Origin of the sequence: Porphyrobacter sp. HT-58-2 (genome assembly GCF_002952215.1) — a bacterium.
Classification (GTDB): domain Bacteria; phylum Pseudomonadota; class Alphaproteobacteria; order Sphingomonadales; family Sphingomonadaceae; genus Erythrobacter.
Map to the genome: position 1 here is coordinate 2,873,629 of NZ_CP022600.1, position 25,174 is coordinate 2,898,802.

23 protein-coding genes and 2 pseudogenes are annotated in these 25,174 nt (G+C 64.7%); 12 read left to right on the forward strand and 13 right to left on the reverse strand.

What is annotated here, in order from left to right:
• Positions 1-15: 15 nt before the first annotated feature.
• A complete protein-coding gene (mscL, locus tag CHX26_RS13575; protein WP_104943444.1) occupies positions 16-435 on the reverse strand; it encodes a large conductance mechanosensitive channel protein MscL in 420 nt (139 codons plus the stop codon).
• A gap of 169 nt (positions 436-604) precedes the next feature.
• Between mscL and CHX26_RS13580 the strand changes: the two genes are divergently transcribed.
• From CHX26_RS13580 to CHX26_RS13600, 5 genes and pseudogenes are all read left to right on the forward strand, one after another.
• Entirely contained in the window at positions 605-1,207 is a 603-nt protein-coding gene (locus CHX26_RS13580; RefSeq protein ID WP_104942826.1) for a LemA family protein, read from the forward strand.
• Positions 1,208-1,212: 5 nt separating this feature from the next.
• On the forward strand, positions 1,213-2,067 hold the full coding sequence (locus CHX26_RS13585) for a TPM domain-containing protein (protein ID WP_104942827.1): 855 nt from the start codon (positions 1,213-1,215) through the stop codon (positions 2,065-2,067).
• Positions 2,068-2,070: 3 nt separating this feature from the next.
• Positions 2,071-2,744 (forward strand): annotated as a pseudogene (locus CHX26_RS13590) (TPM domain-containing protein).
• Positions 2,745-2,820: 76 nt separating this feature from the next.
• The gene (locus CHX26_RS13595; RefSeq protein ID WP_104943445.1) at positions 2,821-3,378 is read left to right on the forward strand and encodes an NUDIX hydrolase; all 558 of its coding nucleotides are present in this window, start codon (positions 2,821-2,823) and stop codon (positions 3,376-3,378) included.
• 3 nt (positions 3,379-3,381) lie between these two features.
• Entirely contained in the window at positions 3,382-4,164 is a 783-nt protein-coding gene (locus CHX26_RS13600) for an SDR family oxidoreductase (RefSeq protein ID WP_104942828.1), read from the forward strand.
• Positions 4,165-4,188: 24 nt separating this feature from the next.
• Here CHX26_RS13600 and CHX26_RS13605 read toward each other — a convergent pair whose 3' ends face one another.
• The 3 genes from CHX26_RS13605 to CHX26_RS15995 are packed head-to-tail and all read right to left on the reverse strand — an operon-like array spanning position 4,189 to position 4,702.
• On the reverse strand, positions 4,189-4,404 hold the full coding sequence (locus CHX26_RS13605) for a PspC domain-containing protein (RefSeq protein ID WP_104942829.1): 216 nt from the start codon (positions 4,402-4,404) through the stop codon (positions 4,189-4,191).
• 31 nt (positions 4,405-4,435) lie between these two features.
• On the reverse strand, positions 4,436-4,549 hold the full coding sequence (locus tag CHX26_RS15990; protein ID WP_199797836.1) for an enoyl-CoA hydratase: 114 nt from the start codon (positions 4,547-4,549) through the stop codon (positions 4,436-4,438).
• Positions 4,550-4,588: 39 nt separating this feature from the next.
• Positions 4,589-4,702, reverse strand: coding sequence for an enoyl-CoA hydratase (locus tag CHX26_RS15995; RefSeq protein WP_199797837.1), 114 nt, complete (start codon positions 4,700-4,702; stop codon positions 4,589-4,591).
• A 243-nt stretch (positions 4,703-4,945) separates the two neighbouring features.
• On the opposite strand from CHX26_RS15995, the gene recF reads away from it, so the two are divergent.
• Positions 4,946-6,034, forward strand: a complete 1,089-nt coding sequence (gene recF, locus CHX26_RS13610; protein WP_104943446.1) for a DNA replication/repair protein RecF — start codon at positions 4,946-4,948, stop codon at positions 6,032-6,034.
• 121 nt (positions 6,035-6,155) lie between these two features.
• Here the strand turns inward: recF and CHX26_RS13615 are convergent, their stop codons facing one another.
• The gene (locus CHX26_RS13615) at positions 6,156-6,872 is read right to left on the reverse strand and encodes an arylesterase (RefSeq protein WP_104942830.1); all 717 of its coding nucleotides are present in this window, start codon (positions 6,870-6,872) and stop codon (positions 6,156-6,158) included.
• 60 nt (positions 6,873-6,932) lie between these two features.
• On the opposite strand from CHX26_RS13615, the gene CHX26_RS13620 reads away from it, so the two are divergent.
• Both CHX26_RS13620 and CHX26_RS13625 read left to right on the forward strand, forming a co-directional pair.
• Positions 6,933-7,631: an ABC transporter ATP-binding protein gene (locus CHX26_RS13620; RefSeq protein WP_104942831.1), complete on the forward strand. Its 699-nt coding sequence runs from the start codon at positions 6,933-6,935 to the stop codon at positions 7,629-7,631.
• Positions 7,628-10,153 (forward strand): ABC transporter permease, encoded by a 2,526-nt coding sequence (locus tag CHX26_RS13625; protein ID WP_104942832.1) that lies wholly within the window; start codon positions 7,628-7,630, stop codon positions 10,151-10,153. Before CHX26_RS13620 ends, CHX26_RS13625 begins: the two co-directional genes overlap by 4 nt.
• Here the strand turns inward: CHX26_RS13625 and CHX26_RS13630 are convergent.
• Positions 10,150-11,046, reverse strand: a complete 897-nt coding sequence (locus tag CHX26_RS13630; protein ID WP_146107743.1) for a glycerophosphoryl diester phosphodiesterase membrane domain-containing protein — start codon at positions 11,044-11,046, stop codon at positions 10,150-10,152. The two genes, CHX26_RS13625 and CHX26_RS13630, sit on opposite strands and share 4 nt — an antisense overlap.
• Before the next feature lie 168 nt (positions 11,047-11,214).
• A complete protein-coding gene (locus CHX26_RS13635; RefSeq protein ID WP_104942834.1) occupies positions 11,215-13,866 on the reverse strand; it encodes a TonB-dependent receptor in 2,652 nt (883 codons plus the stop codon).
• Between the two features lie 417 nt (positions 13,867-14,283).
• On the opposite strand from CHX26_RS13635, the gene typA reads away from it, so the two are divergent.
• From typA to CHX26_RS13655, 4 genes are all read left to right on the forward strand, one after another.
• On the forward strand, positions 14,284-16,116 hold the full coding sequence (gene typA, locus CHX26_RS13640; RefSeq protein WP_104942835.1) for a translational GTPase TypA: 1,833 nt from the start codon (positions 14,284-14,286) through the stop codon (positions 16,114-16,116).
• 175 nt (positions 16,117-16,291) lie between these two features.
• Positions 16,292-17,761 (forward strand): sodium/proline symporter PutP, encoded by a 1,470-nt coding sequence (gene putP / locus CHX26_RS13645; protein ID WP_104942836.1) that lies wholly within the window; start codon positions 16,292-16,294, stop codon positions 17,759-17,761.
• Positions 17,762-17,830: 69 nt separating this feature from the next.
• Positions 17,831-18,250, forward strand: a complete 420-nt coding sequence (locus CHX26_RS13650) for a VOC family protein (RefSeq protein ID WP_104942837.1) — start codon at positions 17,831-17,833, stop codon at positions 18,248-18,250.
• Between the two features lie 85 nt (positions 18,251-18,335).
• Positions 18,336-19,070 carry an extensin family protein gene (locus CHX26_RS13655; RefSeq protein ID WP_104942838.1) on the forward strand — a complete coding sequence of 245 codons (735 nt, stop codon included), beginning with the start codon at positions 18,336-18,338 and terminating at the stop codon, positions 19,068-19,070.
• A gap of 289 nt (positions 19,071-19,359) precedes the next feature.
• Here CHX26_RS13655 and CHX26_RS13660 read toward each other — a convergent pair whose 3' ends face one another.
• The 6 genes and pseudogenes from CHX26_RS13660 to CHX26_RS13685 form a co-directional block, all read right to left on the reverse strand.
• Complete coding sequence (locus CHX26_RS13660) at positions 19,360-19,980, reverse strand: response regulator transcription factor (protein WP_104942839.1); 621 nt, start codon at positions 19,978-19,980, stop codon at positions 19,360-19,362.
• A gap of 140 nt (positions 19,981-20,120) precedes the next feature.
• The gene (locus CHX26_RS13665; protein WP_104942840.1) at positions 20,121-20,867 is read right to left on the reverse strand and encodes a proteasome-type protease; all 747 of its coding nucleotides are present in this window, start codon (positions 20,865-20,867) and stop codon (positions 20,121-20,123) included.
• Between the two features lie 92 nt (positions 20,868-20,959).
• Positions 20,960-21,811, reverse strand: a complete 852-nt coding sequence (locus CHX26_RS13670; protein WP_172449924.1) for a transglutaminase family protein — start codon at positions 21,809-21,811, stop codon at positions 20,960-20,962.
• A gap of 5 nt (positions 21,812-21,816) precedes the next feature.
• Positions 21,817-22,762, reverse strand: a pseudogene (locus tag CHX26_RS13675) (alpha-E domain-containing protein).
• 18 nt (positions 22,763-22,780) lie between these two features.
• On the reverse strand, positions 22,781-24,211 hold the full coding sequence (locus tag CHX26_RS13680) for a circularly permuted type 2 ATP-grasp protein (protein ID WP_104942842.1): 1,431 nt from the start codon (positions 24,209-24,211) through the stop codon (positions 22,781-22,783).
• A 102-nt stretch (positions 24,212-24,313) separates the two neighbouring features.
• Positions 24,314-25,138: an esterase/lipase family protein gene (locus tag CHX26_RS13685; RefSeq protein ID WP_104942843.1), complete on the reverse strand. Its 825-nt coding sequence runs from the start codon at positions 25,136-25,138 to the stop codon at positions 24,314-24,316.
• Positions 25,139-25,174 lie beyond the last annotated feature (36 nt).

Here is a 25,174-nt window from a genome sequence, read left to right on the forward strand (position 1 = left end):
CATCCGGCCCCTACTCTACTTCTTCAGCGCGTCGCGGATCTCGGTGAGCAGTTCGACTTCGGTCGGCCCGGCCGGCGCCGCTTCTTCCGGCTTCGAAAACTGCGCGGCCACCTTGTTCACATACCGCACCATCAGGAAGATGATGAAAGCGAGGATCAGGAAGTTGATCACCACCGATACGAAAGCCCCCAGCCCGATCACGTTCGCCCCCGCCTCGCGCGCGGCGGCGAGCGGCGTGCCAGGCTCGACCTCCCCGGCAAGCACGATGTAACGATCCGAGAAGTCGATATTGCCGAAGATCGCACCGACCACGGGCATGATGATCTCGTCCGTCAGCGACTTGACGATGGCCCCGAACGCCGCCCCGATGATGACGCCCACGGCAAGATCCATGACGTTGCCCTTGGCGATGAAAGCCTTGAATTCAGACAGCATGACGATCCCCTTCTTGTTTGCTGCTGAGCATGCTTTGGCACTCTCGCCATGGCCTGCCAAGTCACCGCACGATCCCTTCCACCGCTTGAACCGCGAAAGTGGTGTGCTATATGCACAATACAGGAACACCTCGCCGGGCAAGACCCGTGCGACACGGAGGGATCAGTTGATGAAATTCACCACCATGCTGCGCGGCGCCTTTGCCGCTGTCGCCGCGCTCGGCCTTGCCGCCTGCGGGATCAATTCCGTCCCGGCGGCCGAGGAAGAGGCCAAGGCCAAGTGGGCCGATGTCGAGGCGCAGTTCCAGCGCCGTGCCAACCTCATCCCCAACCTCGCCGAGGTCGCCAAGGGCGCGGCCGAGAACGAGCGCACCATCCTCACCCAGGTGACTGAGGCGCGCGCCAAGGCCACAAGTGTCAACATCACCGGCGATGATCTCAATGATCCGGCCAAGATGGAAGAATTCGCCGCTGCACAAAGCCAGCTTGGCGCCGGTATCGGCCGTCTGCTTGCCAGTTTCGAGGCCTATCCGCAGATCCAGTCGAACCAAAACTTCCTCGCGCTGCAAAGCCAGCTGGAAGGGACGGAGAACCGCATTGCCGTGGCCATCCGCGACTACAACGAAGCGGTGCGCAAGTATAACACCACGATCCGCACCTTCCCCGACACGATCGGCGCCAATATCATCCACGGGGCTGAACCGATGGTGCCTTACAAGGCCGTGACCGAAGGTGCTGAAGCCGCCCCGACGCTCGACATGACGTCGAACTGACCGGCGTGCTGCGTCGCCTGATCCTTTTGCTCGCGCTGGCGGGGGCGTGGCTTGCTGCCCCTGCTGCCGCGCAGCCGCAATTTCCCGAGCTGACCGGGCGGGTGGTGGACAATGCCGACCTGCTCTCCCCGGAGGCTGAGGCGGCTCTGACGGCCAAGCTTGAGGCGCTGGAGGCACAGTCACAGCGGCAACTGGTGGTCGCCACCATTCCTGATCTGCAAGGCTATGATATCTCGGACTATGGTTATCAGCTCGGCCGTGCATGGGGGCTTGGCGATGCGCAGCGCAATGACGGCGCGCTGCTGCTGGTCGCGCCCAATGATCGCAAGGTGCGGATCGAGGTCGGCTATGGTCTTGAAGGCTATCTCACCGATGCCCTGTCGGCGCTGATCATCCAGAACCAGATCCTGCCGCGTTTCCGTGATGGCGACTTTCCCGGCGGGATCGAAGCCGGAACGGACGCGATCATCGCCCAGTTGCAATTGCCGCCCGAAGAAGCCGCGCGCATCGCGGCCGAGGCGGGGGCCAAGCGCAAGAGCGACGGGGGCTTCCCGGTGGGCGTGCTGATCTGGCTGGCCTTCATGTTCTTCTTCTTCATCCTCCCGCTCCTTGCCGGACGCGGGCGACGGCGGAAGTATCGCTCAAAGGGCGAAGGCCCGTGGGGAAGCCGAGGGCGCGATCTTGGCGATACGGCGCGCGACGTGATCCTGTGGGAAGTCGGCAGCGCGATCCTGCGCGGGGCGCTGTCGGGCAGCGACAATGACGGCGGCGGCTGGGGCGGCGGAGGCGGCTTTGGGGGCGGCGGTTTTTCCGGCGGCGGCGGTTCGTTCGGAGGCGGCGGCGCCTCGGGAGGATGGTGAGCCATGGCCTATCTCGATGAAGCCGGGCACGCGCTGGTCAGCGCCGCTGTGACCGAGGCCGAAAGCGCCACCTCGGGCGAGATCGTCACTGTGCTGGCGGATCGTAGTGATGGCTACACCGATGTCGCGCTGCTGTGGGCCGTGGGCGCGGCCTTTACCGTGATGAGCGTGTTTGCCGCCCTCCCCAGCCCTTCCTTGATCTGTGGGACAGCCTGATCGGCGGCTGGGGCCATGAATGGATCACGGGCGAGCTGGCCAGCATGGTGATCGGTCTCGGGCTCGTCACCTTCGCGGCTGTGCTGCTGGTGCAGCAATGGGAGCCGCTGAAATTCGCGCTGATCCCCGGCCCCACCAAGACGATCCGCGTTCACAATCAGGCGGTGCGCCAGTTCAAGGTCGGGGCGCAAGGCCGCACCACCGGGCACACCGGCGTGCTGATCTACCTCTCGATGCGCGAACACCGCGCCGAAATCGTCGCGGATGAAAGCATCGCTGCCAAGGTGCCTGCCGAGGTCTGGGGCGAGGCGATGGGCGACATGCTCGTCGAGATCCGCAAGGGCCGCATCGCCGAAGGTCTCGCGGTGGGTATCCGCGATGTCGGCTTCGTGCTCGCCCAGCATTTCCCGCGCGGTGGCGAGGATGTGAACGAACTGCCCGACCGGCTGATCGAAGTGTGACGATTTAGCCTCTTGACCCGTCGCGCCCCAGGCTGTGGAAGGACGGTTCCATCCCTCCTGACGGAGCCTTCCCTTGATCAAAGACCGCGATGCCGATCTGCCCGAAGTGGTGCAGTGGGAGGGCAAGTTCATCACCGCCAAGACGCGGGGGCGCTGGGAATATGTCGGCCGCGCGCGCGGCATCCGTGCAGCGGCGATCATCGCGCTGGACGTCGATCCGGACGGCACCCGCCACGTGATCCTCGTCAGCCAGTACCGCGTGCCGCTTGGACGCTTCAGTCTCGAAATTCCCGCCGGGCTCGTCGGCGATGATGCCGGGAGCGAGGGAGAAGGCGCCACAGCCGCTGCCGCGCGCGAGCTGGAGGAGGAAACCGGCTACCGCGCCGGGCGGCTTGATGTGCTGGGGGAGTTCTACTCCTCGCCCGGCATGGTCTCGGAATGCTTCACGCTGCTGAAGGCGACCAGTCTGGAACGGGTCAGCGAAGGCGGCGGCACCGAAGGCGAGAATATCACCGTCCACCGCGTGGCCCTGCGCGACCTGTCACGCTTCGTGGCCGAATGGCGGCGCGCGGGCCATGCTGTCGATGTGCGGATCGCGATGTTGCTGACACCGGGATACTTGGGAGAGGAATAGACTATGGCAGGACGTGTAGCGGGCAAGCTGGCTCTCGTAACGGGCGGTGCCCAGGGCCTGGGCCGGGCGCATTGCATCCGGCTGGCGCAGGAAGGCGCGCGGGTGCTGGCGACCGATATCAACGGTGCGGGCGCAGAAGAAACCGCGGCGATCATCAACGCTGAGATGGGCGCAGGCACGGCGTTCGGCATGGCGCATGATGTGACCGACCCGGCGCAGTGGGAAGCCGCCATTGATGCCGCGCGCGAGCAGCTCGGCGGATTGAACGTGCTGGTCAACAATGCCGGGATCGGCGTGCCGGGCAATATCGAGGCCTGCACCTTCGAAGACTGGCAACGCTGCTTCGACATCAACGTCAACTCGATCTTCCACGGCTGCCAGAAGGCCCTGCCCCTGATGCGCGAACACGCGCCGGGGTCGATCATCAACATCTCGTCCATCGCAGGGCTGATCGCCAGCGATACGATGCCCGCCTACAACGCGAGCAAGGCAGCAGTGTGGATGCTGTCGAAGTCGATTGCGCTGCACTGCGCCAAGAAGAGCATGAACATCCGCTGCAATTCGGTCCATCCGACCTTCGTCGATACGCCCATTCTGGACGGGACGGCGCGCTCGGCTCAGCTTGACAAGGATGTGCTGCTGGAGAAGCTGGCGCGGCAGATCCCCTTGAAATTCGTGGGCGAGCCGAACGATATCGCCAACGCGGTGGTCTATCTGGCGAGCGATGAAAGCCGCTTCATGACCGGCGCAGAGCTGAAGCTCGATGGCGGTATCTCGGCGATGTAATGGATTGAGGGGCCTCGCGGCCCCTCAATCGGCGATCAGTGCAATCGCGAGGTAGATCAGGATAAAGCTGCCGAAGCCGAACAGCGTCCCGAGCACGAAGCCGATCCGCACAAGCAGCGGGTCGATGTCGAAATAGTTGCCGATCCCGGCGCACACGCCGAACAGCTTGCCGCTGGTCTTGTCGAGCCGGAAGCCCGCGCGGGGCGGCTTGCCGCCGGATTGGCCCATGATGTCGTTCATCTCAGATGGTCTCCTTGGTAACGGGTGGCAGTCAGGCGATCATGCCGGGACTGGCGGGAATGATCGCATAGGCAAAGCTGGCGACAGTCAGAATGACAGCGAAAGCAGCCGAAGCGAAACGGGCGTTGTTGTCTTGGCCGAACATGGAAAAATCATCCTTCTTGAAAATGTCGCGCCTGAACGATCAGGCGATAAGGGTCGGGCTGGCGGGGATGATCGCGTAAGCGAAGAAAGCTGCCGAAAACACGACCGAGAAAGCGGCGGCGAACAGGCGGTTTGAAGTTTCGATGGCGAACATGAGTGATCTCCTTTGGTCTCTTGTGCGTTTGTCCGGGGCTCTCCCCCGGGGATGCCAGACACGTTGCACAGGGCGTGCCAAACTCGAAAAATGGCGGAACTCCGGGGTTTTGATGCTTTCAACCCGCAAACAGCCTGTTCACCCTGACGAAAGCTTGGGAATTTTTCCCAAGGGTTGGGATTGCTGATTTTCAAGCGCGCATGGCTGGCCAAACCCTGCCCTCGCGGCTACCCGCGAGGGGGCATGGGCCTGAGCCGCATCACCCTCGAGAATTTCCGCAATCACGCCGCGACCACGCTGGGCGAGACGGCGCATTTCAACCTGCTGGTGGGCGAGAACGGCGCGGGCAAGACGAACCTGCTGGAGGCGCTCTCGCTGCTCGGGCCGGGGCGCGGATTGCGGCGCGCCAACCTTGGTGATCTGGCACGAAAGGCAGCCCCCGGCGATCCGCCTCTGCCCTTTGCCATCGGCGCCAGCCTTTCAGAGGCAGGGACGATCTCGGCGCGGATCGGCACCTATACCGAAAGCGGTCAACCGGCGCGGCGACTGGTGCGCGTGAATGGCGCCGCTGCCACCGCCGCGAGCCTTGCCGAGTGGCTTGCACTGTCATGGCTGACCCCGGCGATGGACGGACTTTTCACCGACAGCGCGGGTGCGCGGCGGCGGTTCATGGATCGCATGGCGCTGGCCATTGCGCCTGATCATGCGCGGCGCGCGAATGCCCTTGAGGCTGCCCTGCGCGAGCGGGGCAAGCTGCTGGAGACGGGCGGTGATCCGCGCTGGCTTGACGCGGTGGAGGCGCAGGTTGCAGATCACGGTGCCGCGGTGGCGCGCACGCGTGCAGAGCTTGTCCTGCGGCTGGTGGATGAACTGTCCGCTCTGCCGCCTGAACCCTTTGCCAGACCTTCCCTGACCTACCGCCCCGGCGGGCCGATGGACGAGACCGCCCTGCGCGCCGAGCTTGCCCGAAGCCGCCCGCGCGATCGTGCGGCGGGACGCGCGCTCACTGGGCCACAACGCGATGAATTGCTTGTGGAAATGGCCAGCACCCGGCAGCCGGCTGCATCCTGTTCGACCGGCGAGCAGAAGGCCATGCTGATCGCCATTACCCTTGCCCACGGCATCCTTGCCGCCGCTGGACGACCTTCGGTGCTGCTGCTCGACGAGGTCGCCGCGCATCTCGATCCTGTGCGCCGCACCGAACTGTTCAATCGGCTGAGGAACGGCAAGGCGCAGGTTTGGATGACCGGCACCGAACTCGCACCCTTTGACGCGATCCGCTCGGAAGCCGCGATCTGGCGGGTGTCTGGCGGGGGTGTGGAGCGGGTCTGAGGCGGGTTGAAGAGTGGCTAGAGGGGGTCTGGCAGGGGTCTGAAACGGGCTGGATCACCCGAATTTTTCATAAATACTTCTATTTTCCAATACCTTGATATATCTTCTGACACCTGCGAAATCACTTCACCGGCGGCAGAGCGCCTTCAACCTCTGCAATCGTCGAGGCCACCAGCCGCTCGATCCCTTCCGCCGTGGGGTGAATGCGGTCGGACTGGAACAGTTCGGGCTCGCGGTAGATATCCTCCAGCCAGAACGGAATCAGCGCCGCGCCATATTCCTTGGCCAGATCGCGATACATCGCATCGAAACGCGCCTGATATTCCGGCCCGTAATTGGGGGGCGCGCGCATCCCCATCAGCAGGACTGGCACGTTCCGGTCGCGTAGGACAGACAGCATCTGTGCCAGATTGGCCCGCGTTTCTTCGGGCGAAAGCCCGCGCAGCAGATCATTGCCGCCCAGTTCCAGAATGAACAGATCGGGCGCCTGCTGCTGCGCATCCAGCGTGAAGGTGATCCGATTGAGCCCGGCTGCCGTGGTATCGCCGGAAACGCCCGCATTGGCGATCTTCGCGTTCACGCCCCGGGCGCGCAAGGCTGCCTCCAGCCGCGCAGGGTAGCTTTGCGAGGGATCAAGACCATAGCCTGCAAACAGGCTGTCCCCGAAGGCAAGAATGCGCCGTTCCGGCCCCATCACCGGCACAGCGGGAAGCGCAGGCTGGCCGTCTTGCGCCACGCCGCCCGCAGGCACGGCGTCCTCCGCCCCATCACCGCAGGCTGCCAGCGCCAGCACCCCTGCACCGATCACGGCAATTTTCGACCAAGAGCGCTTGTGCATCCGTGAGCCTTCCGTACCTGTAGCTTGCCCGCAGCCCCACACCTATGCCATCGGAACCCCGTGACAAGCCCCTCTCTCGCAATAAGCGCCCGCAATCTTACCCTCACCCTCGGCAGCCCGGCGGCGCCAGTGACGATCCTGCGCGGGATCGATCTGGATGTTCCGCGCGGGGAAGTCGTCGCGCTGCTTGGCCCATCGGGTTCGGGCAAAAGCTCGCTGATGGCGGTACTGTCCGGCCTCGAACGCGCCAGCGGGGGCAGCCTCAATGTGGCAGGCGCAGATTTCGCCGCGCTGGACGAAGACGGCTTTGCCGCGGCACGCCGGGGCCGGATCGGGATCGTCTTGCAGGCCTTCCACCTGCTGCCCACCATGACCGCGGCAGAGAATGTCGCCACCCCGATGGAGCTTGCCGGGATGCCGGATGCTGCCCCGCGCGCGCTGGCCGAACTCGACGCTGTCGGTCTTGGCCATCGCACCGGGCATTACCCCACCCAGCTTTCAGGCGGAGAACAGCAGCGCGTCGCCATTGCCCGCGCCACCGCGCCGCGCCCTGACCTCATCTTCGCCGATGAACCGACCGGCAATCTCGACGCGGCAACCGGAGAGGAAATCATCAAGCTGCTGTTTGCCCGCCGCGCCGAAACCCGAGCAACGCTGCTGATCATCACCCATGACGCCAGCCTCGCCGCGCGCTGCGAGCGGGTGCTGACCATGGCCGACGGGGTGATCGTGTCCGACACGGCAGCGGCCAGCGCATGAGCTTGCCCCTTGCAACTGCATGGGCGATTGCCCGGCGCGATCTCAACGCCCGGTTCAAGGGGTTGCGGCTGCTGCTGGTGTGCATCTTCCTCGGCACGGCGGCACTGGCGGCGATCGGCACGCTGACCACCGCGATCGAGCGTGAACTGGCCTCAAGCGGGCAGGAGTTGCTGGGCGGGGATCTGGAGGTCGAGGTGTGGCAGCGCACCCTGCGGCCCGAAGAAGTCACCGCGATTTCCGCCTATGGCACGATTTCCAGCGGTTACCGGATGCAGGCGATGGCGAGCACGCCCGACGCGGCGGCGCCGATCGAACTGAAGGCAGTCGACACCAGATGGCCGATGTTCGGCACGCTGCTGCTGGAAGATGGCCGCGCGGTCGGCGCGCCGACAGGCACGGATGCATGGATTGCGCAGACCGCGATCGAACGGCTCGGCATCAAGCTGGGTGAAAGCTTCAAGGTCGGCACAGTCACCTTGCGCGCGGCGGGGATCATCAAGGACGAACCCGACCGCCTGTCGGAAGGGTTTCAGCTCGGCCCGACGGTGATCGTGGCCGAAGGCGTGCCGGCTGCTGCCGGATTGCTGGAACCGGGCGCGCTCTATCAGAGCAAGCACCGCGTGGCCTTTGCCGATGCGGGCCGCGATCCGGCCAAGGTGGAAGAAGCGCTGACCAAGGCTTTCCCCACCGCCGGGTTCGATATCCGCACCCGCGACCGCGCCTCTCCCGGCGCTGACCGCTTCGTGCGGCAGATGAGCGATTTCCTGACGCTGGTGGGCCTTGCCGCACTGGTGATTGCGGGGATCGGGATTGCTGGCGGGGTGTCGTCCTATCTCGATCAGCGCCGCGCCGGGATTGCAACGCTGAAGGTGCTGGGGGCGACATCGGCCGACATCGTGCGCATCTATGCCTTGCAGATCGGCGTTGCGGCGCTGGTGGGGAGCATCGCAGGGCTGGTCGCCGGGGTCGCGGTGACGCCGCTGCTGGCGAGCGCCTTGCAAGGCCTGCTGCCGGTCGAGAGCGGGTTTCTGATTGCGCCGGGCGCACTGGCGCTGGCGGCGGGCTATGGCTTGCTGGTGGCCTTCACTTTCGCTGCTGCGCCCCTGCTGCGCGCGCGCACCTTCCCGGCGATGGCGCTGATGCGGTCAGGCATCGTGCCGCTGGCGCGGGACAAGCGCGCCTTGATCGCAACCGGGCTGGGATTGGCAGCGATCTGTGCGCTGGCGCTGCTGACGACGGCCCAGCCGATGCTGTCGGGCGGGTTCCTGCTGGCCGCGGGCGGTGCGCTGCTGCTGTTGGCAGGGCTTGGCTGGCTGATCCAGACTCTCGCGCGGCGCCTGCCGCGCCCGGCCAATCCGCTGCTGAGGAGCGCGCTGGCCAACCTTCACCGGCCCGGTGCGCCGACGGGAGCGCTGGTGACGGCGCTGGGGTTTGGCCTTGCCGCCTTCGTGCTGCTTGCCGCGGTACAGACCGCGATTGATGGCAATATCCAGAGCCGCGTACCCAGGCAGGCGCCAGACTACTTCGTGCTCGATGTGCCGCAGGCCAAGGAACCGCGCTTCTTCGAACTGATCCAGCAGGAATTCCCCGATGCCGGTATTCGCACCGTGCCGACCATGCGCGGCGCGGTGATCGCCTATGGCCCCAGAGACGCGATGGTGCGGGTCGCCGATCTTGATGAAATCCCCGAAGGCGCATGGGCGCTGCGGGGCGAGCGCGGGCTGACCTATGCCGACACCCTGCCCGAAGGCAACCGCGTGGTGGCCGGCGAATGGTGGAGCCCGTTCCACAAGGGCGAGCCGCTGGTCTCGGTCGATGCGCGCTTTGCCGAGGCGGTGGGGCTGAAGGTGGGCGATTACCTCACCATCGGCATCCTTGGGGTAGAGCGCACCGCGCGCGTCGCTTCCTTGCGCGAAATCGACTGGGAAAGCATGGGCTTCAACTTCGCGCTGGTGTTCAGCCGCAATGCGATTGCCGATGCGCCGCACAATCTTTCGGCGACAGTCGATCTGCCCGACAGCGCTGAAAGCGCCGCGCGCGGCCGCCTGCTGCGGGCGCTGGTGCAGGAAATGCCCTCAAGTTCAGTGATCGAGGTGGGCGGGATTCTGGTCGAGGCGCGCAAGCTGCTGCAACAGGTGAGCCTCGCAACGCTGGCAGCGGCGGCCGTGACAGTGCTGGCGGGGCTGGCGGTGCTGATGGGCGCGATTGCCGCAGCACGGGCGGCGCGCACCTATGACACGGTGATGCTGCGCGTGCTGGGCGCTAGCCGGCGGCAGGTGCTGCTGCTGCAACTCGCTGAATATGGTCTGCTCGCCGGTGTGCTGGCGTTGGTGGCGCTGGGGCTTGGCGGAGGCCTTGCATGGGTGGTCATCACCCAGCTGTTCGAATTCGACTGGCTGCCCGACTGGAGTCAGGTGCTGGGCGTGCTGGCCCTGGGCGTCACGCTGGTGCTCGGCTTCGCGCTGGCCGGTTCGCTGCCGCTTTTGCGCGCGAAACCGGCCCGTGCGCTGCGGGAGCTTTAGGCGAAGACCTCCTCCAGCCGCTCTGCCCCGCCGTCGGTCACTTCGACATGAAGCGAAGCCGTAAACGCCGAGGCATAGATCGAATAGGCCATGAACAGGGGAATGAGCGCCAGCCCCGCGATGATGATCACCGCGATCGCCCCGCCTGACGGCTCTCCGCCGCCCTCAAGCCCGGTCGCCGCGCCGATGATCATCAGCAGCGGCACGCCGAGCACGACCAGCGTGATCGCGCCAAAGCCGAGCAGCGCGAGCAGGATCGACAGCGCCTTGCCCTGTGTCACCGCCCAAGACCGGCGAATGGCGGTCACCGGGTTGTAGACCTCGTCCACCGCCACCACCGGCACCAGCACGGCAAAGCGGCAGGCGAGGTACAGCGCAGCCAGCACGATCAGCAACGTCCCGGCTACCCCGCCGATCGAGCCTCCCGCCACCGCGCCGACCGCACCCGCCACCGCGAGTGACGCCACCATCATCGCGGCATAGGCAAGCAGCAACAACAGGGCGATGCCGATGAACGGCAGCGCGCTCTTGAACCCGCGCCGCAGTGCCAGCCCGAACATCGGCTCTTCCAGCGGCGAGGCAAGCGTTACCATCGCCGCCTGCTGCGCCAGCAGGATCACGATATAGGCGCCGTAGAACAGCACCATGAAGAGGATCATGCCGATCCCGAGGCCAGCCAGAACGCCCATGTCATCCATCGCTGCCGGATCGTCGAACCCGCTGCTGCCAAGCGCCGCCGCGCCCGCCAGTCCCGCGGCGCCAAGCCCGATGCCCAGCACCATCGATGCCGCGGTCTGGATCGCGAAAAACACCGCCCACATTCCCAGCAGCAGCCAGAACCGCTGACGGAACATCGCAAAACTCGTCGAAAACACGCGACCAATATCGACCATCTGATCCCCCTTGCGGTCATTGCCCTGCCGCAGATGCGCAGAATGCACAGGCCAAGACCTTGAGGCAAACAGAAAAACTGGGCGGGCGCTGCGCCCCAAACGCCGAAAAGAAAAAGGCCCCGCACCCGTGGTGCGAGGCCTCTCTCAAAGCCTGAATGGCTTGTCCGATCAGAAGCGGAAGCGAATGACGCCGCCATAGGTGCGCGGCAGGTTCGGATAGCCCGAAACCGTACCGGCCTGCGCCACACCGTCGAACACGGTGGTCACGAACTGGTCGTTGAGCAGGTTACGGGCGAAGGCACCGATTTCCAGCCCGTTGTCCAGCGCCAGCGTCATTGCAGCGTTCACCAGATTGACTTCGCGCGCGAAGATTTGGGTGTTGCCCAGCGCGCGGTTGAAGGTCGGCAAACCATTGTTGATGTCGGTGTTGCTTTCATGGGCGTAATCGACGCGGGTGATCAGCTTGTTGCCGCTCGACCCGAATTCGTGGGTGTAGGTTGCCGAGGTGGCAATCGCCCACTCCGGAACCCCGCCCACGCGCTGGCCGGTGAGATCGCCGAGCACCGAGCCCGGGAAGCTGTCGAACACCGAGTCAAGGTAGGTGGTGGCGAAGGTCAGCACCAGGCCTTCGGTCGGGGTGATGGTGGTGTCGAATTCGAAACCGCGCACCGACTGCTGACCGGCGTTCTGCAGCGCAAAACCGAGGCCGGTGAAGGCCAGCGACTGGAACCCGTCGATGCTCTGGTCGAACACCGCAAGGTTGAAGCCCACGCCTTCCCACTGGCCCTTCAGACCGATTTCATAGACCTCGGCCTTTTCCGGCCCGGCAAAGCGGGTGCCGGTGGTCAGGTTCGGCACGGCCAGACCGGCGTTGAGGATCGGCGAGGCCGGAGCCCCAAAGGTCGAACGGCCCGGACCGGCGGTGAAATCGGTCGCCAGCGGACGGCTATCGCGCGAGAGGTTGACCGAGCTTGCCTTGAAGCCGGTCGCGTAGCTCGCATAGACATTCAGCTCGTTCGAGACCTGATAGGCGACGCGCAGCAGGTAGGTCAGCTGATCATCCTGCGTGCGGCCATCCTCGACCGCGTTCGGAACCGCCGGGAACGGGGTCTGGAACTGCAGCGCGGCCAGGCCGAGCAGCGGGTTGCAAGCCGGTGCCTGCGGCGGAGCGCCGGCTGCACCGCACGGCGTTGTCCCCAGGCCGAGCAACAGCTGCTGGTTGGCAGCCGGCAGAGCCTGGAACGCAGCACGGTTGGTCACCGTACCGCCCGTCGCACCGACGATGAAGGCATCGACCAGGTTGATATTGGCAAGCGGATCGAGCGCGGCAAAATCGAGCCCGAACTGCTTGCGGTCATCGGTGTAGTTGAATCCGGCGGTGAAGACGAGGCCATCGGCCGGTTCGAAATCGACCGTCCCGAAGATCGACCACGACTGGTTGTCGACCGAGAAGCGTTCACGCGACAGGAAGTCGCCGCCGAAGATGCTGCCGACCGGCAGGCCCAGCCCGGTTTCGGCACCAGCCAGAACCTGATTGCCGACCGCGACCTGGGCAGCGCCCGGCGTTCCGGCCGGAACCAGCGGAGCGGCCGCCTGGAACGCGGCGAAGTTGCGCAGATCATTGCCGACAGTCAGAAAGCTGTCCTGACGGATCTTCTCGTCGAAGTAGAAACCGCCGAGCAGGAAGTTCAGCGGGCCATCGAAGTCCGAAGTGATCCGGAATTCCTGGGTGAAGGTGTCCACACCCTGATCGCGGCCTTCAGCGGTCAGGTCGGCGCTGGTGAAGTCGACGTCCTGAATGAACTCGTTGCGCAGTTCACGGTAGGCGGTGATCGAGGTGAAGGTCAGGTTGCCCAGCGACCAGTCGACCTGGCCCGAGAAGCCGTAGTTCTCGTTCTTGTTGACCGGCACCACGTTGAGGAAGTTGTCGAAGCTGAAGAAATCGGTCGGGAACTGCCCGCCCACAGCCGCCACGGCGCCTGCGGTGGCGGGGCCGACGACCAGGTTGCTGGTCTGACAGCAGATTTCATCGATATTGGTGTAATCGGCGATCAGGCGGATCTTGATGTCCGTCGTCGGCTCGATCAGCAACTGCCCGCGGGTCGACCAGCGGTTGCGGTTGTTGATTTCCTCGTCAAGGTTGACGATCCGGCCGATGCCGTCGCGCTGCTGATAGGTGCCGTCGAGCGACCATGCGATATTGTCGCTGATCGGGCCGGTCACTTCACCGCGCAGGAACACCTGATTGAAGTTGCCGTAGACCGCTTCGACCTGACCGCCGAATTCGTATTGCGGTTCCTTGGTGACGATCGAGATCACGCCGGCGCTCGCGTTCTTGCCGAACAGGGTCGATTGCGGCCCGTTCAGCACTTCGACGCGGCTGATCATGTTGAGGTCGGACAGGGCCGAGGCCGAGCGCGAACGGAACACGCCGTCGATGAACACGCCGACCGAAGGCTCGATCCCGAAGTTGTTGTCGCCGTTGCCGAAGCCGCGGATGATGAAGGTGGTCGCCGACGAGGTCTGCAGCTGGCTGACGCGCAGCGAGGGAACCACGGTCTGCAGGTCGAGCACGTCACGGATCTGTGCGGTCTCGATCACGTCGCCGCTGGTCACCGAGACCGCGATCGGGGTTTCCTGCAGGGTCTGTTCACGCTTGGACGCGGTGACGATGATGACGTTGCTGCTTTCGGGCGCGTCGAGCTCCGGCCCTTCGTCCTGTGCAAAGGCCACGCCCGGCATGCCGAGGGCGAAGGTCGCCGCACCGGCGAGCAGGGTGAATCGATAAGCGCCGGCAGTGCCGGTGATGGTCGAACGCATGGAAGCTCCTCTCCAAAAATCCCGCAACCCCGGTGCCTTTCCAGGCGCGCATTGTAATTATGCGCTCTCTCCCGTGGTCGTGAGGCGGAGTGATAAGCCAGCAAAAGCCGAGCGACAAGCCGCAGACCCGCGCTTTTGCTGGACTGAGCGGGCTTATGTTGCGCAAGAGTCACACAGGAAAGACCGATCGCAAACCGCCTTGCACCCCCGGCGCTTGCCCCCGGAGCGCACCCCTGCTAGGCGCGCCGGCAATGTTGCAACGCAACAACCCTGATGATCTGCGGCTGATGCCGTAGCGTCAGGGATTGTCGCCAACCCGCCACAAACACCGCCTAACCCAGCGCGCCCACGCGGCGTTGCCCCTGTCCCCTGCCCCGGACGACCAGCGTCCGGCTTTTCACCGGAAGTTTTTCGCGCATGTCGTCCGCCCTCAGAAATATCGCGATTATCGCCCACGTTGACCATGGCAAGACCACGCTGGTCGATCAGCTGTTCCGCCAGTCGGGGACTTTCCGCGACAACCAGCGGGTCGAGGAACGCGCGATGGATTCGGGCGATCTCGAAAAGGAACGCGGGATCACCATTCTCGCCAAGTGCACCAGCGTCGAATGGGAGCAGGACGGCGCGACAACCCGCATCAACATCGTCGACACCCCCGGCCACGCCGATTTCGGCGCCGAGGTGGAGCGCATCCTCTCGATGGTCGACGGCGTGATCCTGCTGGTCGACAGCGCGGAAGGCGCGATGCCGCAGACCAAGTTCGTGACCGGCAAGGCGCTCGCGCTCGGCCTCAAGCCCATCGTCGTCGTCAACAAGATCGACCGTCCCGATGGCCGCCCGCAGGAAGTGCTGGACGAGGTGTTCGATCTGTTCGTCAGCTTGGATGCCAATGACGAACAGCTCGATTTCCCCGTGCTCTACGCCTCGGGCCGCGAAGGCTATGCCAGCGAAGACGCCGACGCGCGCAGCGGCACCCTTGCCCCGCTGTTCGCCAAGATCATCGAGCATGTGCCCGCCCCCGGCCTCGATCCGGACGCCAAGTTCGCCTTCCTTGCGACCTTGCTTGACCGCGACAATTTCATGGGCCGCGTGCTGACAGGCCGCGTGCAATCGGGCACGATCAAGGTCAATGATCCGATCCACGCCATCGATATGGACGGCAAGGTGATCGAAACCGGCCGTGCGACCAAGCTTATGAGCTTCGACGGGCTGGAGCGCGTGCCGGTGGACGTGGCGCGAGCGGGCGACATCATCGCGCTGGCCGGCCTCGAAAAGGCGACCGTCGCCAACACCATCTGCGATCCTTCGGTCACCGAACCCATCGCCGCCCAGCCGATCGATCCGCCGACGCTCGCCATGCGCTTTTCGGTCAACGACAGCCCGCTTGCGGGCCGCGAGGGCAGCAAGGTCACCAGCCGCATGATCCGCGACCGTCTGCTTCGCGAGGCGGAAACCAACGTCGCCATCCGCGTCACTGAAAGCGAAGACAAAGACAGTTTCGAAGTCGCCGGGCGCGGCGAATTGCAGCTCGGCGTGCTGATCGAGACGATGCGCCGTGAAGGCTTCGAACTCGGTATCAGCCGCCCGCGCGTGCTGTTCCGCGAGGAAGACGGCAAGCGCATGGAGCCTTACGAAACCGTCGTCATCGACGTGGATGACGAACATTCAGGCACGGTCGTCGAGAAGATGCAGCGCCGCAAGGCCGACCTTGCCGAAATGCGCCCCTCGGGCCAGGGCAAGACCCGCATCACCTTCTCGGCACCCAGCCGGGGCCTGATCGGCTACCATGGCGAATTCCTGTCCGACACGCGCGGCACCGGGATCATGAACCGCCTGTTCGAGAAGTACGGCCCCTATAAGGGCCCGATTGAAGGCCGCATCAATGGCGTGCTGATCTCCAACGGCGACGGCGAGGCGGTGGCCTATGCGCTCAATTCGCTGGAGGAACGCGGCACCCTGTTCATCTCGCCCCAGATGAAGGTCTATGAAGGCATGGTGATCGGCGAGAACGCCAAGCCCGATGATCTTGAAGTGAACCCGCTGAAGGCCAAGCAGCTCACCAACATCCGCTCATCGGGCAAGGATGACGCGATCCGCCTGACCCCGCCGCGGCGCATGAGCCTCGAACAGGCGATCGCCTATATCGACGATGACGAGATGGTCGAAGTCACCCCGCAGTCGATCCGCCTGCGCAAGGCGCTGCTCTGTCCGCACGAGCGCAAAAAGGCCAAGCGCAAGAAGGAAGATTGAGGCACTTCGGCAATGGCCGGAGCAATGCGCTCCGGCCAGCGCATACGACATATTCTTGCCCGCGCCATGCCTTGCGGGACAGGTTTTTAGCTGAATCGAGGCCGTCGGGGGCAATCCTTGCGAATTGGGGGACGGCTGTGGCCATTCCCGCCTGCGCTTGTTACCCCCGCTGCCCATGAACAGTGCAACCCTCGCCAGTCTCGCCGCTTACTTCGTCCTCATGCTCGCCATCGGGCTTTATGCCTGGCGCAAATCCACCGGGGATTCCGAAGGCTATCTGCTGGCCGGACGCAACCTGCCGCCTTCGGTCGCCGCGCTTTCGGCGGGTGCCAGCGACATGTCGGGCTGGCTGCTGCTCGGCCTGCCGGGCGCGCTTTATGCCGCCGGCCTGGTCGAAGCGTGGATCGGGATCGGGCTGTTCCTTGGCGCGGTGGCCAACTGGATCATTGTCGCCCCGCGCCTGCGCGAACAGACCCAGCGGCTGGGCAATGCGCTGACGATCCCGCAATTCCTCGCCAACCGCTTCCCCGAAAGCGGGACGATGCTGCGCGTCACCTCGGCGGTGATCGTGGTTGCCTTCTTCACCGTCTACACCGCTGCTGGACTGGTGGGCGGTGGCAAGCTGTTCGAGACCGCCTTTGCCGGGATCCTGCCGAACACGATGTTCTCCGACTACATGCTCGGCATCCTGATCACGGCGGGGATCGTGCTGGCCTATACCATGATTGGCGGGTTCCTTGCCGTCAGCCTGACCGATTTCGTGCAAGGCCTGATCATGATGGGGGCGCTGATCATCATGCCGCTGGTGGTGATGTTCGGCCCCGGAGGCAGCGCGGGCGGATCGCTGAGCGAGGTGCCGGTCGAAGGGTTCCTCGATCTCACTCACGGCCTCACCGCGATCGGCTTCATCAGCGCGGTGACCTGGGGCCTCGGCTATTTCGGCCAGCCGCATATCATCGTGCGCTTCATGGCGATCGACAAGGTGAAGAACGTGCCGCGCGCCGCGGCTTTCGGGCTTGGCTGGATGGGGATTGCACTGGCGGGCTCGATCGGGCTGGGGCTGGCGGGCCGCGCCTATGTCGAGCGCAACGGGCTGGTGGTGGACGACCCGGAAACGATCTTCATCGTCATGGCCCAGCTGCTGTTCCATCCGGCGGTGACCGGCTTTCTCTATGCCGCACTGCTGGCCGCGATCATGAGCACGATTTCATCGCAGCTGCTGGTGTCCTCCTCGTCGCTGACCGAGGACTTCTATCGCCTGTTCCTGCGCCGCAACGCCTCGGAAGCCGAGGCGGTCAATGTCAGCCGCATCGCTGTGGCACTGGTCGCAATTGCTGCCTGCGTGCTGGCGAGCGACCCGAACAGCGAGGTGCTGGGGCTTGTTGCCAACGCCTGGGCGGGTTTCGGCGCAGCCTTCGGCCCGCTGATCCTGCTGGCACTGACATGGGATCGGATGACCGGCGCGGGCGCGGTGGCAGGTCTGGTGACCGGCGCGGGCGTGGTCGCAGGGTGGATCGCGCTGGGTTGGAACAAGGCGTTTCTGGGCGGCCCTGGGCTCTATGAAATCGTCCCAGGCTTTGCCGCGGCGCTGGGCGCGATCATCCTCGTCAGCATGGCGACCGGGAAAAGGCCCGGCGCAATGTAACCATCCGTGCCGCGTCCGCGAACGAGGCTGAGGTCATTGCCCTTCCCTCCGGTCGCAGCATGACGCATAATGCGCCGTGGGGAGGGTGGAGCGACGGCCGACGACGCAGAAAAGGCAGCACGGATCACCGGGCTTGGCGGGGTATTCTATGTCGTACGCGATCCCGAGGCGACCCGTGCATGGTACCGCGAGACGCTTGGGATTGACGGCCCCTATGGCCCGCAATTCGCCTGGGCCGATGAACCCAAGCAGCAACCCTATTCTCTCGTCAGCCATTTTGCCGATGACGAATACATCAAGCCTGGCAAGGGCGGCTTCATGATCAACCTGCGGGTCGATGACTGCGACGGCTTTGTCGCAGGCCTCAAGGCCAAGGGCGTCGAGATTCTGGGCGAGACCGACGAGGGCTACGGCAAGTTTGCCTGGCTGCTCGATCCCGACGGGGTAAAGATCGAATTGTGGGAACAGGTGGCAGACGAATTGCCCTAGGGGTTTCCCCCAAGCCTGCCGCAAGCATCGCTTGGGCAAGGTTGTTTCCAGCATGTTAACCATTCCTGCGTCATATTCCCTAGGTATGACACGCAGGAGCACCATTAGCGCAGCAGCGCTTGCGGCAGCCACGCTGGTTTTGGCGGGGTGCGGCTCGCTCATCCCCGGCGGCAGCGGCGGCGCAGCACCGGGCAGCGCGAGCCAGAGCGCCCGCGGACCTGTGTCCCGCCCGGCGATGCCGGTGGCCTCGGCCCCGCGCAGCCTTGACCCGCGCAGCGGCGCTGAAGCCGGGTGTCTTGCCGATCTGGGCGCGAGCGGGGCGCGGTTCGATCCCCTGCCCGATACCTATGCTGCGCCGGGCTGCAACAAGCTTGGCACGGTGCAGTTGATGGCGCTGGCGGGTGACCGCGCGCCGGTCAGCATCAGCAATCTCGGCCCGGTGCAATGCGGCGTGGCCAAGGCCTTCGGCGACTGGGCGCGCTTTGGCGTGGACCGCGCCGCGCGCCAGATCCTCGGCAGTCCGGTGGTGCGGATCGAGACGATGGGCTCCTATGCCTGCCGCAACGTGGCCGGAACCGAGCGTCGTTCGGCCCACGCCCGCGCCGAGGCGATCGATGTTGCGGGCTTCGTGCTGGCTGACGGGCGGCGCATCGTGCTCAAGCGTGACTGGAACGGCGGGGATGCGGCCACGCGGGAATTCCTGCGGGTGGTGCATCGCAGCGCCTGCAAACGGTTCGGCACCGTGCTCGGCCCGGAATACAATGCCGCGCACGAGGATCACTTCCACCTCGAAGGGACGGGCGCGAAGTTCTGCCGCTAACCGGCTGGGATCAACCGGTGCCTCCGGCAGGGCGCAAAACCGCGATCCCGAGCGTTCGGCCCTGAGCACGCGTTTCGGACAAGGCGTCATGGCCCTTTGTGGGCACCGCGTGCCGGTCCTGCCGCACTGCACTTGCCATGCCCCCGAAAGCAATGACGGCTCCGGCGCAGGAATGCCACGCCGAAGCCGCCGGGGGGTACCTTCGATCCAATCCTTTCAGCGTGCCTCGCGTCCCGGAAGGGGTCCGATGCGCGCGGTCTGAAAGGATCACACCGGAGATGCTGCTGTTTCAGGCGCGCAGCTTGGGTTCGAGCTTCGCCTCCAGCTTGAGGCGCACCGCTTCTGCCGCGTGGCGCGCGCCCAGTTTGGTCATCATGTTGGCGCGGTGAATTTCCACTGTCCGGGGGCTGATGTCGAGTTCACGCGCAATCGCCTTGTTGCTGCTGCCTTCAGCCAGCCAGTCGAGCACTTCACGTTCCCGCGCCGAAAGCGTCGAGATGCGGTCGCGCGCCTCGATCATGCGGCGACGGGCGGCGCCGAACTGTTCGGCCTCCTTCTCGATCCGCGCAAGGCAGCGGGTGAAGCGTTCGGGATCAAGCGGCAGGGCGAGGTAATCGAGCGCGCCTGCCTTGATCGCTTCAACGATGCGGCCCGGACGCGGCTGCACATCGACCGCAATCAGGGGCAGCCAGATGCCCAGCCGACCGAGCCGTTCGAGGATCATGCTCACGCCGCCATCTTCGGCTGTGTCACGGGCGATCACGATCCCGTCGCGCGGCGGGTGCATGGCGAGTTCCGACAAATCGCCGTAGACTTCGCAATGGTGGCCCATCGCAAAGCCGACCCGGGCGAGTTCGGCGCGCTGGCGCGTGCAGGAATCGATGAAGTGGAGGGAGGCTTTGCGTGTCATGACACAATGTCTGCGCCAACCGCTTACGGGTTTCACGCAAGAGCGCCGCCAATCCGGAGGATTTACAATCACGCAACAAGTTTAATTATATGAAATATAATACTTATTTATCTCCGTAACGGAGACATAAGGTTAATCGCCTAGGCATCTTCGCTGAAACGATAGGGCGGCAGCGAATGGAAGGCTGATCGCAGCGCATTCCCCCAACCCGATGAAATCGTGTCAAAATAGGGGTCATCCGCAGTCACCCGGTGTTCGTGCGTGGGGGCAAAGCCATCCTTGGCGATCACCAGCAGATCAAGCGGCAGGCCGACCGACAGGTTCGCCTTCAGAGTGGAATCGAAACTGACCATCAGCAGCTTGACCGCATCCTCGAAGCTCATCGACTTGTCGTAACCGCGGATCAGGATCGGACGGCCATACTTGGTCTCACCGATCTGGAAGAACGGGGTGTCCCAGCTCGCCTCGATGAAATTGCCTTCGGGATAGATCATGAACAGGCGCGGCTGCATCCCCGCGATCTGCCCGGCAACGATCATGGTCGCAGTAAAGCGCCCCTTGCCGCCATCGCCATTGGCGCTTTGCACATCCTCGATGGTGGAGCGCAGCAGACGGCCGATTTCGGTGGCGACCTGAAACATGGTCGGCCCCTTCAGCAGCGTGTTGTCCCGCTCCGCCGGAGCCTTGGTACGTTCTTCCAGCTGGCTGATGACGGCCTGCGTGGTCGCAAGATTGCCTGCGGTCATTACCGCGATCATGCGCTCGCCCGGCACCTGCCAGTGGAACAGCTTGCGGAAGGTGGAGATGTTGTCGACGCCCGAATTGGTGCGCGTGTCGCTCATCAGCACGAGGCCTTTGTCGAGCACCATGCCAACGCAATAGGTCATGCCATCATCCTCTCTGTCCGCGTCGTCGCGTGGACGCCTGCCCTAGCGCCAGACAGTCGCGCTGGCAAAGCCGTGCTTAGGCAGGCTTGCGGTTATTGTTCCTGCTGATGTTGCTGCTGGCTCTGACCGCCCGAAGCGACAGCCACCCCCACCGTCAGCATTTCCTCGGCCGCGCCGATGCTGATGCCGGTGATGGGCGCGGCGTCGCGATAGTCGCTCCCCGTTGCCACACGGACATAGCGTGGGTCAGGACAGATCCCGTTTGAGACATCGAACCCGACCCAGCCCAACCCCTCGACATGGGCCTCGGCCCAGGCATGGGTGGCTTCCTGTTCGATGCGGTCGTCCATCATCAGATAGCCGCTCACATAGCGCGCCGGAATGCCGCTCGCCCGTGCCGCGCCGATAAAGACATGGGCGTGATCCTGACACACCCCATAGCCGTGCTGGACCGCTTCCTCGGCCGTGGTGGCGGTATGGGTGCGCCCGGTTTCATAGGTCACTCGCTCGCGGATCAGACCCGACAAGGCGTGGAGAAAATCAAGCGGCGCATCCGCCACCCCGCCTGTGCCGCTACCCTGAACCTCGCGCAGCATCGCCCGCAACCGTGTACCGGGACGGGTCAGCGGAGTCTGCCGCAGAAAACTCCACAGGGGCAGGTGTCCCGAATGGCGGCCGATGACGCCCGCATTATCCTCCGTCTCGACCACGCCTTCACAGGTCACCGTCACCTCGCGTGCGCCGGGGGTCAGGCCGATCAGGGTGACGTGGTTGAAGTGCTGATCATCGTACTGAAGCTCGGCATGGGCGTTGTCGAAGGTCATGCGCCATTCGCGGATGCGCTGGCCCTGCGTTTCCTTGGGTGTCAGCCGCAGGCGCTGGAGCGCATGGACCACCGGCTGGGTGAAGGCATAGTGGGTCGTATGCCGGATCGAGAGGGTCAGGGTGCTCATTCGTAGAACCGGTAATCCTCGGCAATGGCCTGCGAGATCGCCGCGTTGCGGGCGAGGAAATCGACCAGGAATTCGTGCAGACCCTGATCGAAGATCTGATCGACGCTGAGATGGCTGATGCGGGTGTCGGCATCGTGCATCAGCGCATTGGAACGTCCTTCCACGCCGTGCATCCGCGCCAGCGCGGCCAAGGTTTCGCGCAAGGCATTGCGGCAGAAGGCCAGAGAGCGCGGGAAGCGGTCATCCAGCACCACGAATTCGACGATCCCGCGCGCCTCGATCTTCCCGGCGTTGAGCCAGCTATAGACCCGCGCGCCCGCGACTGATCGCAGCACCTGTTCCCACTGTCCGGTATCAAGGCTCGATCCGACATAGGACAGGGATGGCAGCAGGATGAAATACTTCATGTCGAGGATGCGCGCCGTACTGTCGGCACGTTCGATGAAGGTACCCGCACGGCTGAAATGGTAGCCCTCGTCGCGCAGGATCGATCCGTCGAATGCACCGTGAACCTGAGTGCCGGCGCGCCGGATCGCGCCCAGCACCTCGCCCACCATCGTCTGGCCCACGGGCCGCGCGAGCAGCGTGTCGAGCTTCATCCAGTTGTCGTTGACCGCCTCCCACACGTCAGAGGAAATGTTGATCCGCGCCGCCGCGCGCATTGCTGCGCACCGCGCCGAACATGGCGCGGATATTGCCGGGATTGGATGGCCCGCGCAGCACGAAGTTCCACACCGACAGCCCATCATAGCTGTCATGCGCGGCTTCGAACGGCTGTTGCAGGCCAAGCGTCGCTATGACCGAACGCCATTCGGCCTCGGCCGTCACCAGATCGCGGGTCAGCGCCATGCGCAACGCGGCTTCCAGAAGGCGGGCGGTGTTTTCGGCCCGCTCAAGATAGCGGAACATCCAGAACAGGCTGTTGGCGGTGCGGCCTAGCATGGTGTCTCGTTCCCCATCCTAGTCCTTGAGTACCCAGGTGTCCTTGGTGCCGCCCCCTTGCGAGGAATTGACCACCAGCGACCCCTTCTTGAGCGCGACGCGCGTCAGGCCGCCCGGCGTGATGTCGATCCCCTCGGGGCTGACAAGCACGAAGGGGCGCAAGTCGACATGGCGCGGCACCAGCCCCTTTGCGGTGTAGATCGGGCAGGTCGACAGGGCGAGCGTGGGCTGGGCGATGTAGTTTTCAGGGCGCGCAACCAGCTTTGCGCGGAACGCCGCAATCTCGCGTTTTGATGCGGTCGGCCCGATCAGCATGCCATAGCCGCCCGATCCGTGGACTTCCTTCACCACCAGGTCGGCCAGATTGTCGAGCACATAGGCAAGGCTGTCCCTGTCGGCGCAGCGCCAGGTCTGGACATTGGGCAGCAGCGGCTTTTCGCCGGTGTAGAATTCGACGATCTCGGGCATGAAGGAATAGATCGCCTTGTCGTCCGAAATGCCCGTCCCCGGCGCATTGGCGATGGTGATCCCCCCCGCGCGGTACACATCCATGATCCCCGGCACGCCCAGCGCGGAATCGGGATTGAAGGTAAGCGGATCGAGGAAATCGTCATCGACCCTGCGGTAAAGCACGTCGATCGGCTTGTAACCGCGCGTGGTGCGCATCTGCACCCTGCCCCCGGTGACCCGCAGATCGCTGCCTTCAACCAGCTCCGCTCCCATCTGATCGGCGAGGAAGGCGTGTTCGAAATAGGCGGAATTGTAGATCCCCGGCGTCAGCACCGCGACGGTCGGCTTGCCGCCGGTGAAGGCGGGCGGGACACAGGCGGCAAGGCTGCGGGCGAGGCGGCGCGGGTAGTTCGACACGCTCTCCACCGCGATCCGGCTGAAGAGATCGGGGAACATCCCCATCATCGTCTCACGGTTTTCGAGCATGTAGGACACGCCCGACGGCGTGCGGGCATTGTCTTCCAGCACGAAGAATTCGTTCGGCCCGGTGCGCACGAGGTCGATCCCGACGATGTGGGTGTAGATACCGCCCGGCGGCGTAAAGCCGACCATGTTGGCAAGCCAGGCGTCGTTGCTGCGCAGCAGGCGTTCGGGAAGGCGCCCGGCGCGCACGATTTCCTGCCGGTGGTAGAGATCATAGAGGAAGGAATTGAGGGCCCGCACCCGCTGCTCGATGCCGCGTGACAGCTTTCGCCATTCGGCTGCGGTGATGATGCGCGGCACCATGTCGAAGGGAATGAGGCGTTCCTCCGCCTCGTTCTCGCCATAGACGTTGAAGGTGATGCCGGTGCGGCGGAAGGTATCATCCGCCTCGCGGTTCTTGCGGCGCATCAACTCAGCGGGCTGTTCACCATACCAGCGGCAGTACTCGGCATAGGCCGGGCGTGTGCCCCCCTCACCATCGTACATCTCGTCGAAAGTGCCGCCTTGCCCCTGCATCAACCCCCGCATCATTGTTAGGTGCAATGCAGCAATCTAGCGCCGCTTTCGTAAAAGAAAAGCGTCAGGATGACGTGGCGCAATAATGCTGCGAGCGCCGGTTCAGGCGCGCGTGGTTTCAAGCTCCCGCAGCACCGTCGTTATCACGCCGGGGTCATAGGTGAAGCCGATATGGGTGCAGCGCATGGCAATTGCGCGGTCGCGTTCGCCCGGACGGCCCGCCGCACAGCGCGGAGCGATGGCGCCGTCATTGGCACTCCACAGCGCGACCGTCTCAACCGGCGGCTTGGCGGCGAGATCTGCCTCAATCGGGGGTGCATCGACCGAATGGCCGGTGATGAACTGGTAGGCGCGCCAGACGTTATTGGCGCGGGGGCTACCGCTGAAGGGCGAGCCCATGGTGATGACCTTGGCCACCGCCTGCGGCTGCCGCTTGGCCAGCTCCCGCGCGAATAGCCCGCCCAGGCTCCAGCCAAGCAGCACGACCGGTCGTCCGTGGCGGGCGTGCAGATCGGCAAGCCGCGCTTCAAGCAGCGCAAAGCGTTCCTCGTCCGCGCCCCAGTTGAAGCCGAGGCCCCATCGCTTGGTACGGTGGCCGGCGGCCTCCAGCGCCTGCGCCAGATAGCGCATCCGCACCGGATGGGTGGCAAAGCCGGGCAGGATCATCACCATCTGCGGATTATGGCTGGCGGCAATCTCTATCTTGCGCCGCCGACGCCGGATCGGTTCCAGCAGCGCCTGCGCCTCGCCCAACACTCGCACCAGCCTGGGCTTGCCGGCTTCGAATTCCTGCGGGATTTCTTCGCGTGCCAGCGCAACGCGCCGGGCAAATTCGCTCTGCGCATAGGCCTGCTGCGCCTGCGCGCCCGCTGCCACAAGGACGGCAGGCAACCGCGGCAGTTCAGGAAGGCGAGGGGAAAGGGCCATGCCCTGTCTCAAGCCACATTCCCGATGAACATTCAA

Bases quoted from the DNA above. Each gene is read 5' to 3' on its own strand.
- CHX26_RS13625 (WP_104942832.1), top strand. From the start codon at position 7,628: ATGAGCTTGCCCCTTGCAACTGCATGGGCGATTGCCCGGCGCGATCTC.
- typA (WP_104942835.1), top strand. From the start codon at position 14,284: ATGTCGTCCGCCCTCAGAAATATCGCGATTATCGCCCACGTTGACCAT.
- CHX26_RS13685 (WP_104942843.1), bottom strand. From the start codon at position 25,138: ATGGCCCTTTCCCCTCGCCTTCCTGAACTGCCGCGGTTGCCTGCCGTC.
- putP (WP_104942836.1), top strand. From the start codon at position 16,292: ATGAACAGTGCAACCCTCGCCAGTCTCGCCGCTTACTTCGTCCTCATG.
- CHX26_RS15995 (WP_199797837.1), bottom strand. From the start codon at position 4,702: ATGTTCGCCATCGAAACTTCAAACCGCCTGTTCGCCGCCGCTTTCTCG.
- CHX26_RS13600 (WP_104942828.1), top strand. From the start codon at position 3,382: ATGGCAGGACGTGTAGCGGGCAAGCTGGCTCTCGTAACGGGCGGTGCC.
- mscL (WP_104943444.1), bottom strand. From the start codon at position 435: ATGCTGTCTGAATTCAAGGCTTTCATCGCCAAGGGCAACGTCATGGAT.
- CHX26_RS13635 (WP_104942834.1), bottom strand. From the start codon at position 13,866: ATGCGTTCGACCATCACCGGCACTGCCGGCGCTTATCGATTCACCCTG.
- CHX26_RS13660 (WP_104942839.1), bottom strand. From the start codon at position 19,980: ATGACACGCAAAGCCTCCCTCCACTTCATCGATTCCTGCACGCGCCAG.
- CHX26_RS13605 (WP_104942829.1), bottom strand. From the start codon at position 4,404: ATGAACGACATCATGGGCCAATCCGGCGGCAAGCCGCCCCGCGCGGGC.
- recF (WP_104943446.1), top strand. From the start codon at position 4,946: ATGGGCCTGAGCCGCATCACCCTCGAGAATTTCCGCAATCACGCCGCG.
- CHX26_RS13630 (WP_146107743.1), bottom strand. From the start codon at position 11,046: ATGGTCGATATTGGTCGCGTGTTTTCGACGAGTTTTGCGATGTTCCGT.
- CHX26_RS13650 (WP_104942837.1), top strand. From the start codon at position 17,831: ATGCGCCGTGGGGAGGGTGGAGCGACGGCCGACGACGCAGAAAAGGCA.
- CHX26_RS13680 (WP_104942842.1), bottom strand. From the start codon at position 24,211: ATGCAGGGGCAAGGCGGCACTTTCGACGAGATGTACGATGGTGAGGGG.
- CHX26_RS13655 (WP_104942838.1), top strand. From the start codon at position 18,336: ATGACACGCAGGAGCACCATTAGCGCAGCAGCGCTTGCGGCAGCCACG.
- CHX26_RS13665 (WP_104942840.1), bottom strand. From the start codon at position 20,867: ATGACCTATTGCGTTGGCATGGTGCTCGACAAAGGCCTCGTGCTGATG.
- CHX26_RS13615 (WP_104942830.1), bottom strand. From the start codon at position 6,872: ATGCACAAGCGCTCTTGGTCGAAAATTGCCGTGATCGGTGCAGGGGTG.
- CHX26_RS13580 (WP_104942826.1), top strand. From the start codon at position 605: ATGAAATTCACCACCATGCTGCGCGGCGCCTTTGCCGCTGTCGCCGCG.
- CHX26_RS15990 (WP_199797836.1), bottom strand. From the start codon at position 4,549: ATGTTCGGCCAAGACAACAACGCCCGTTTCGCTTCGGCTGCTTTCGCT.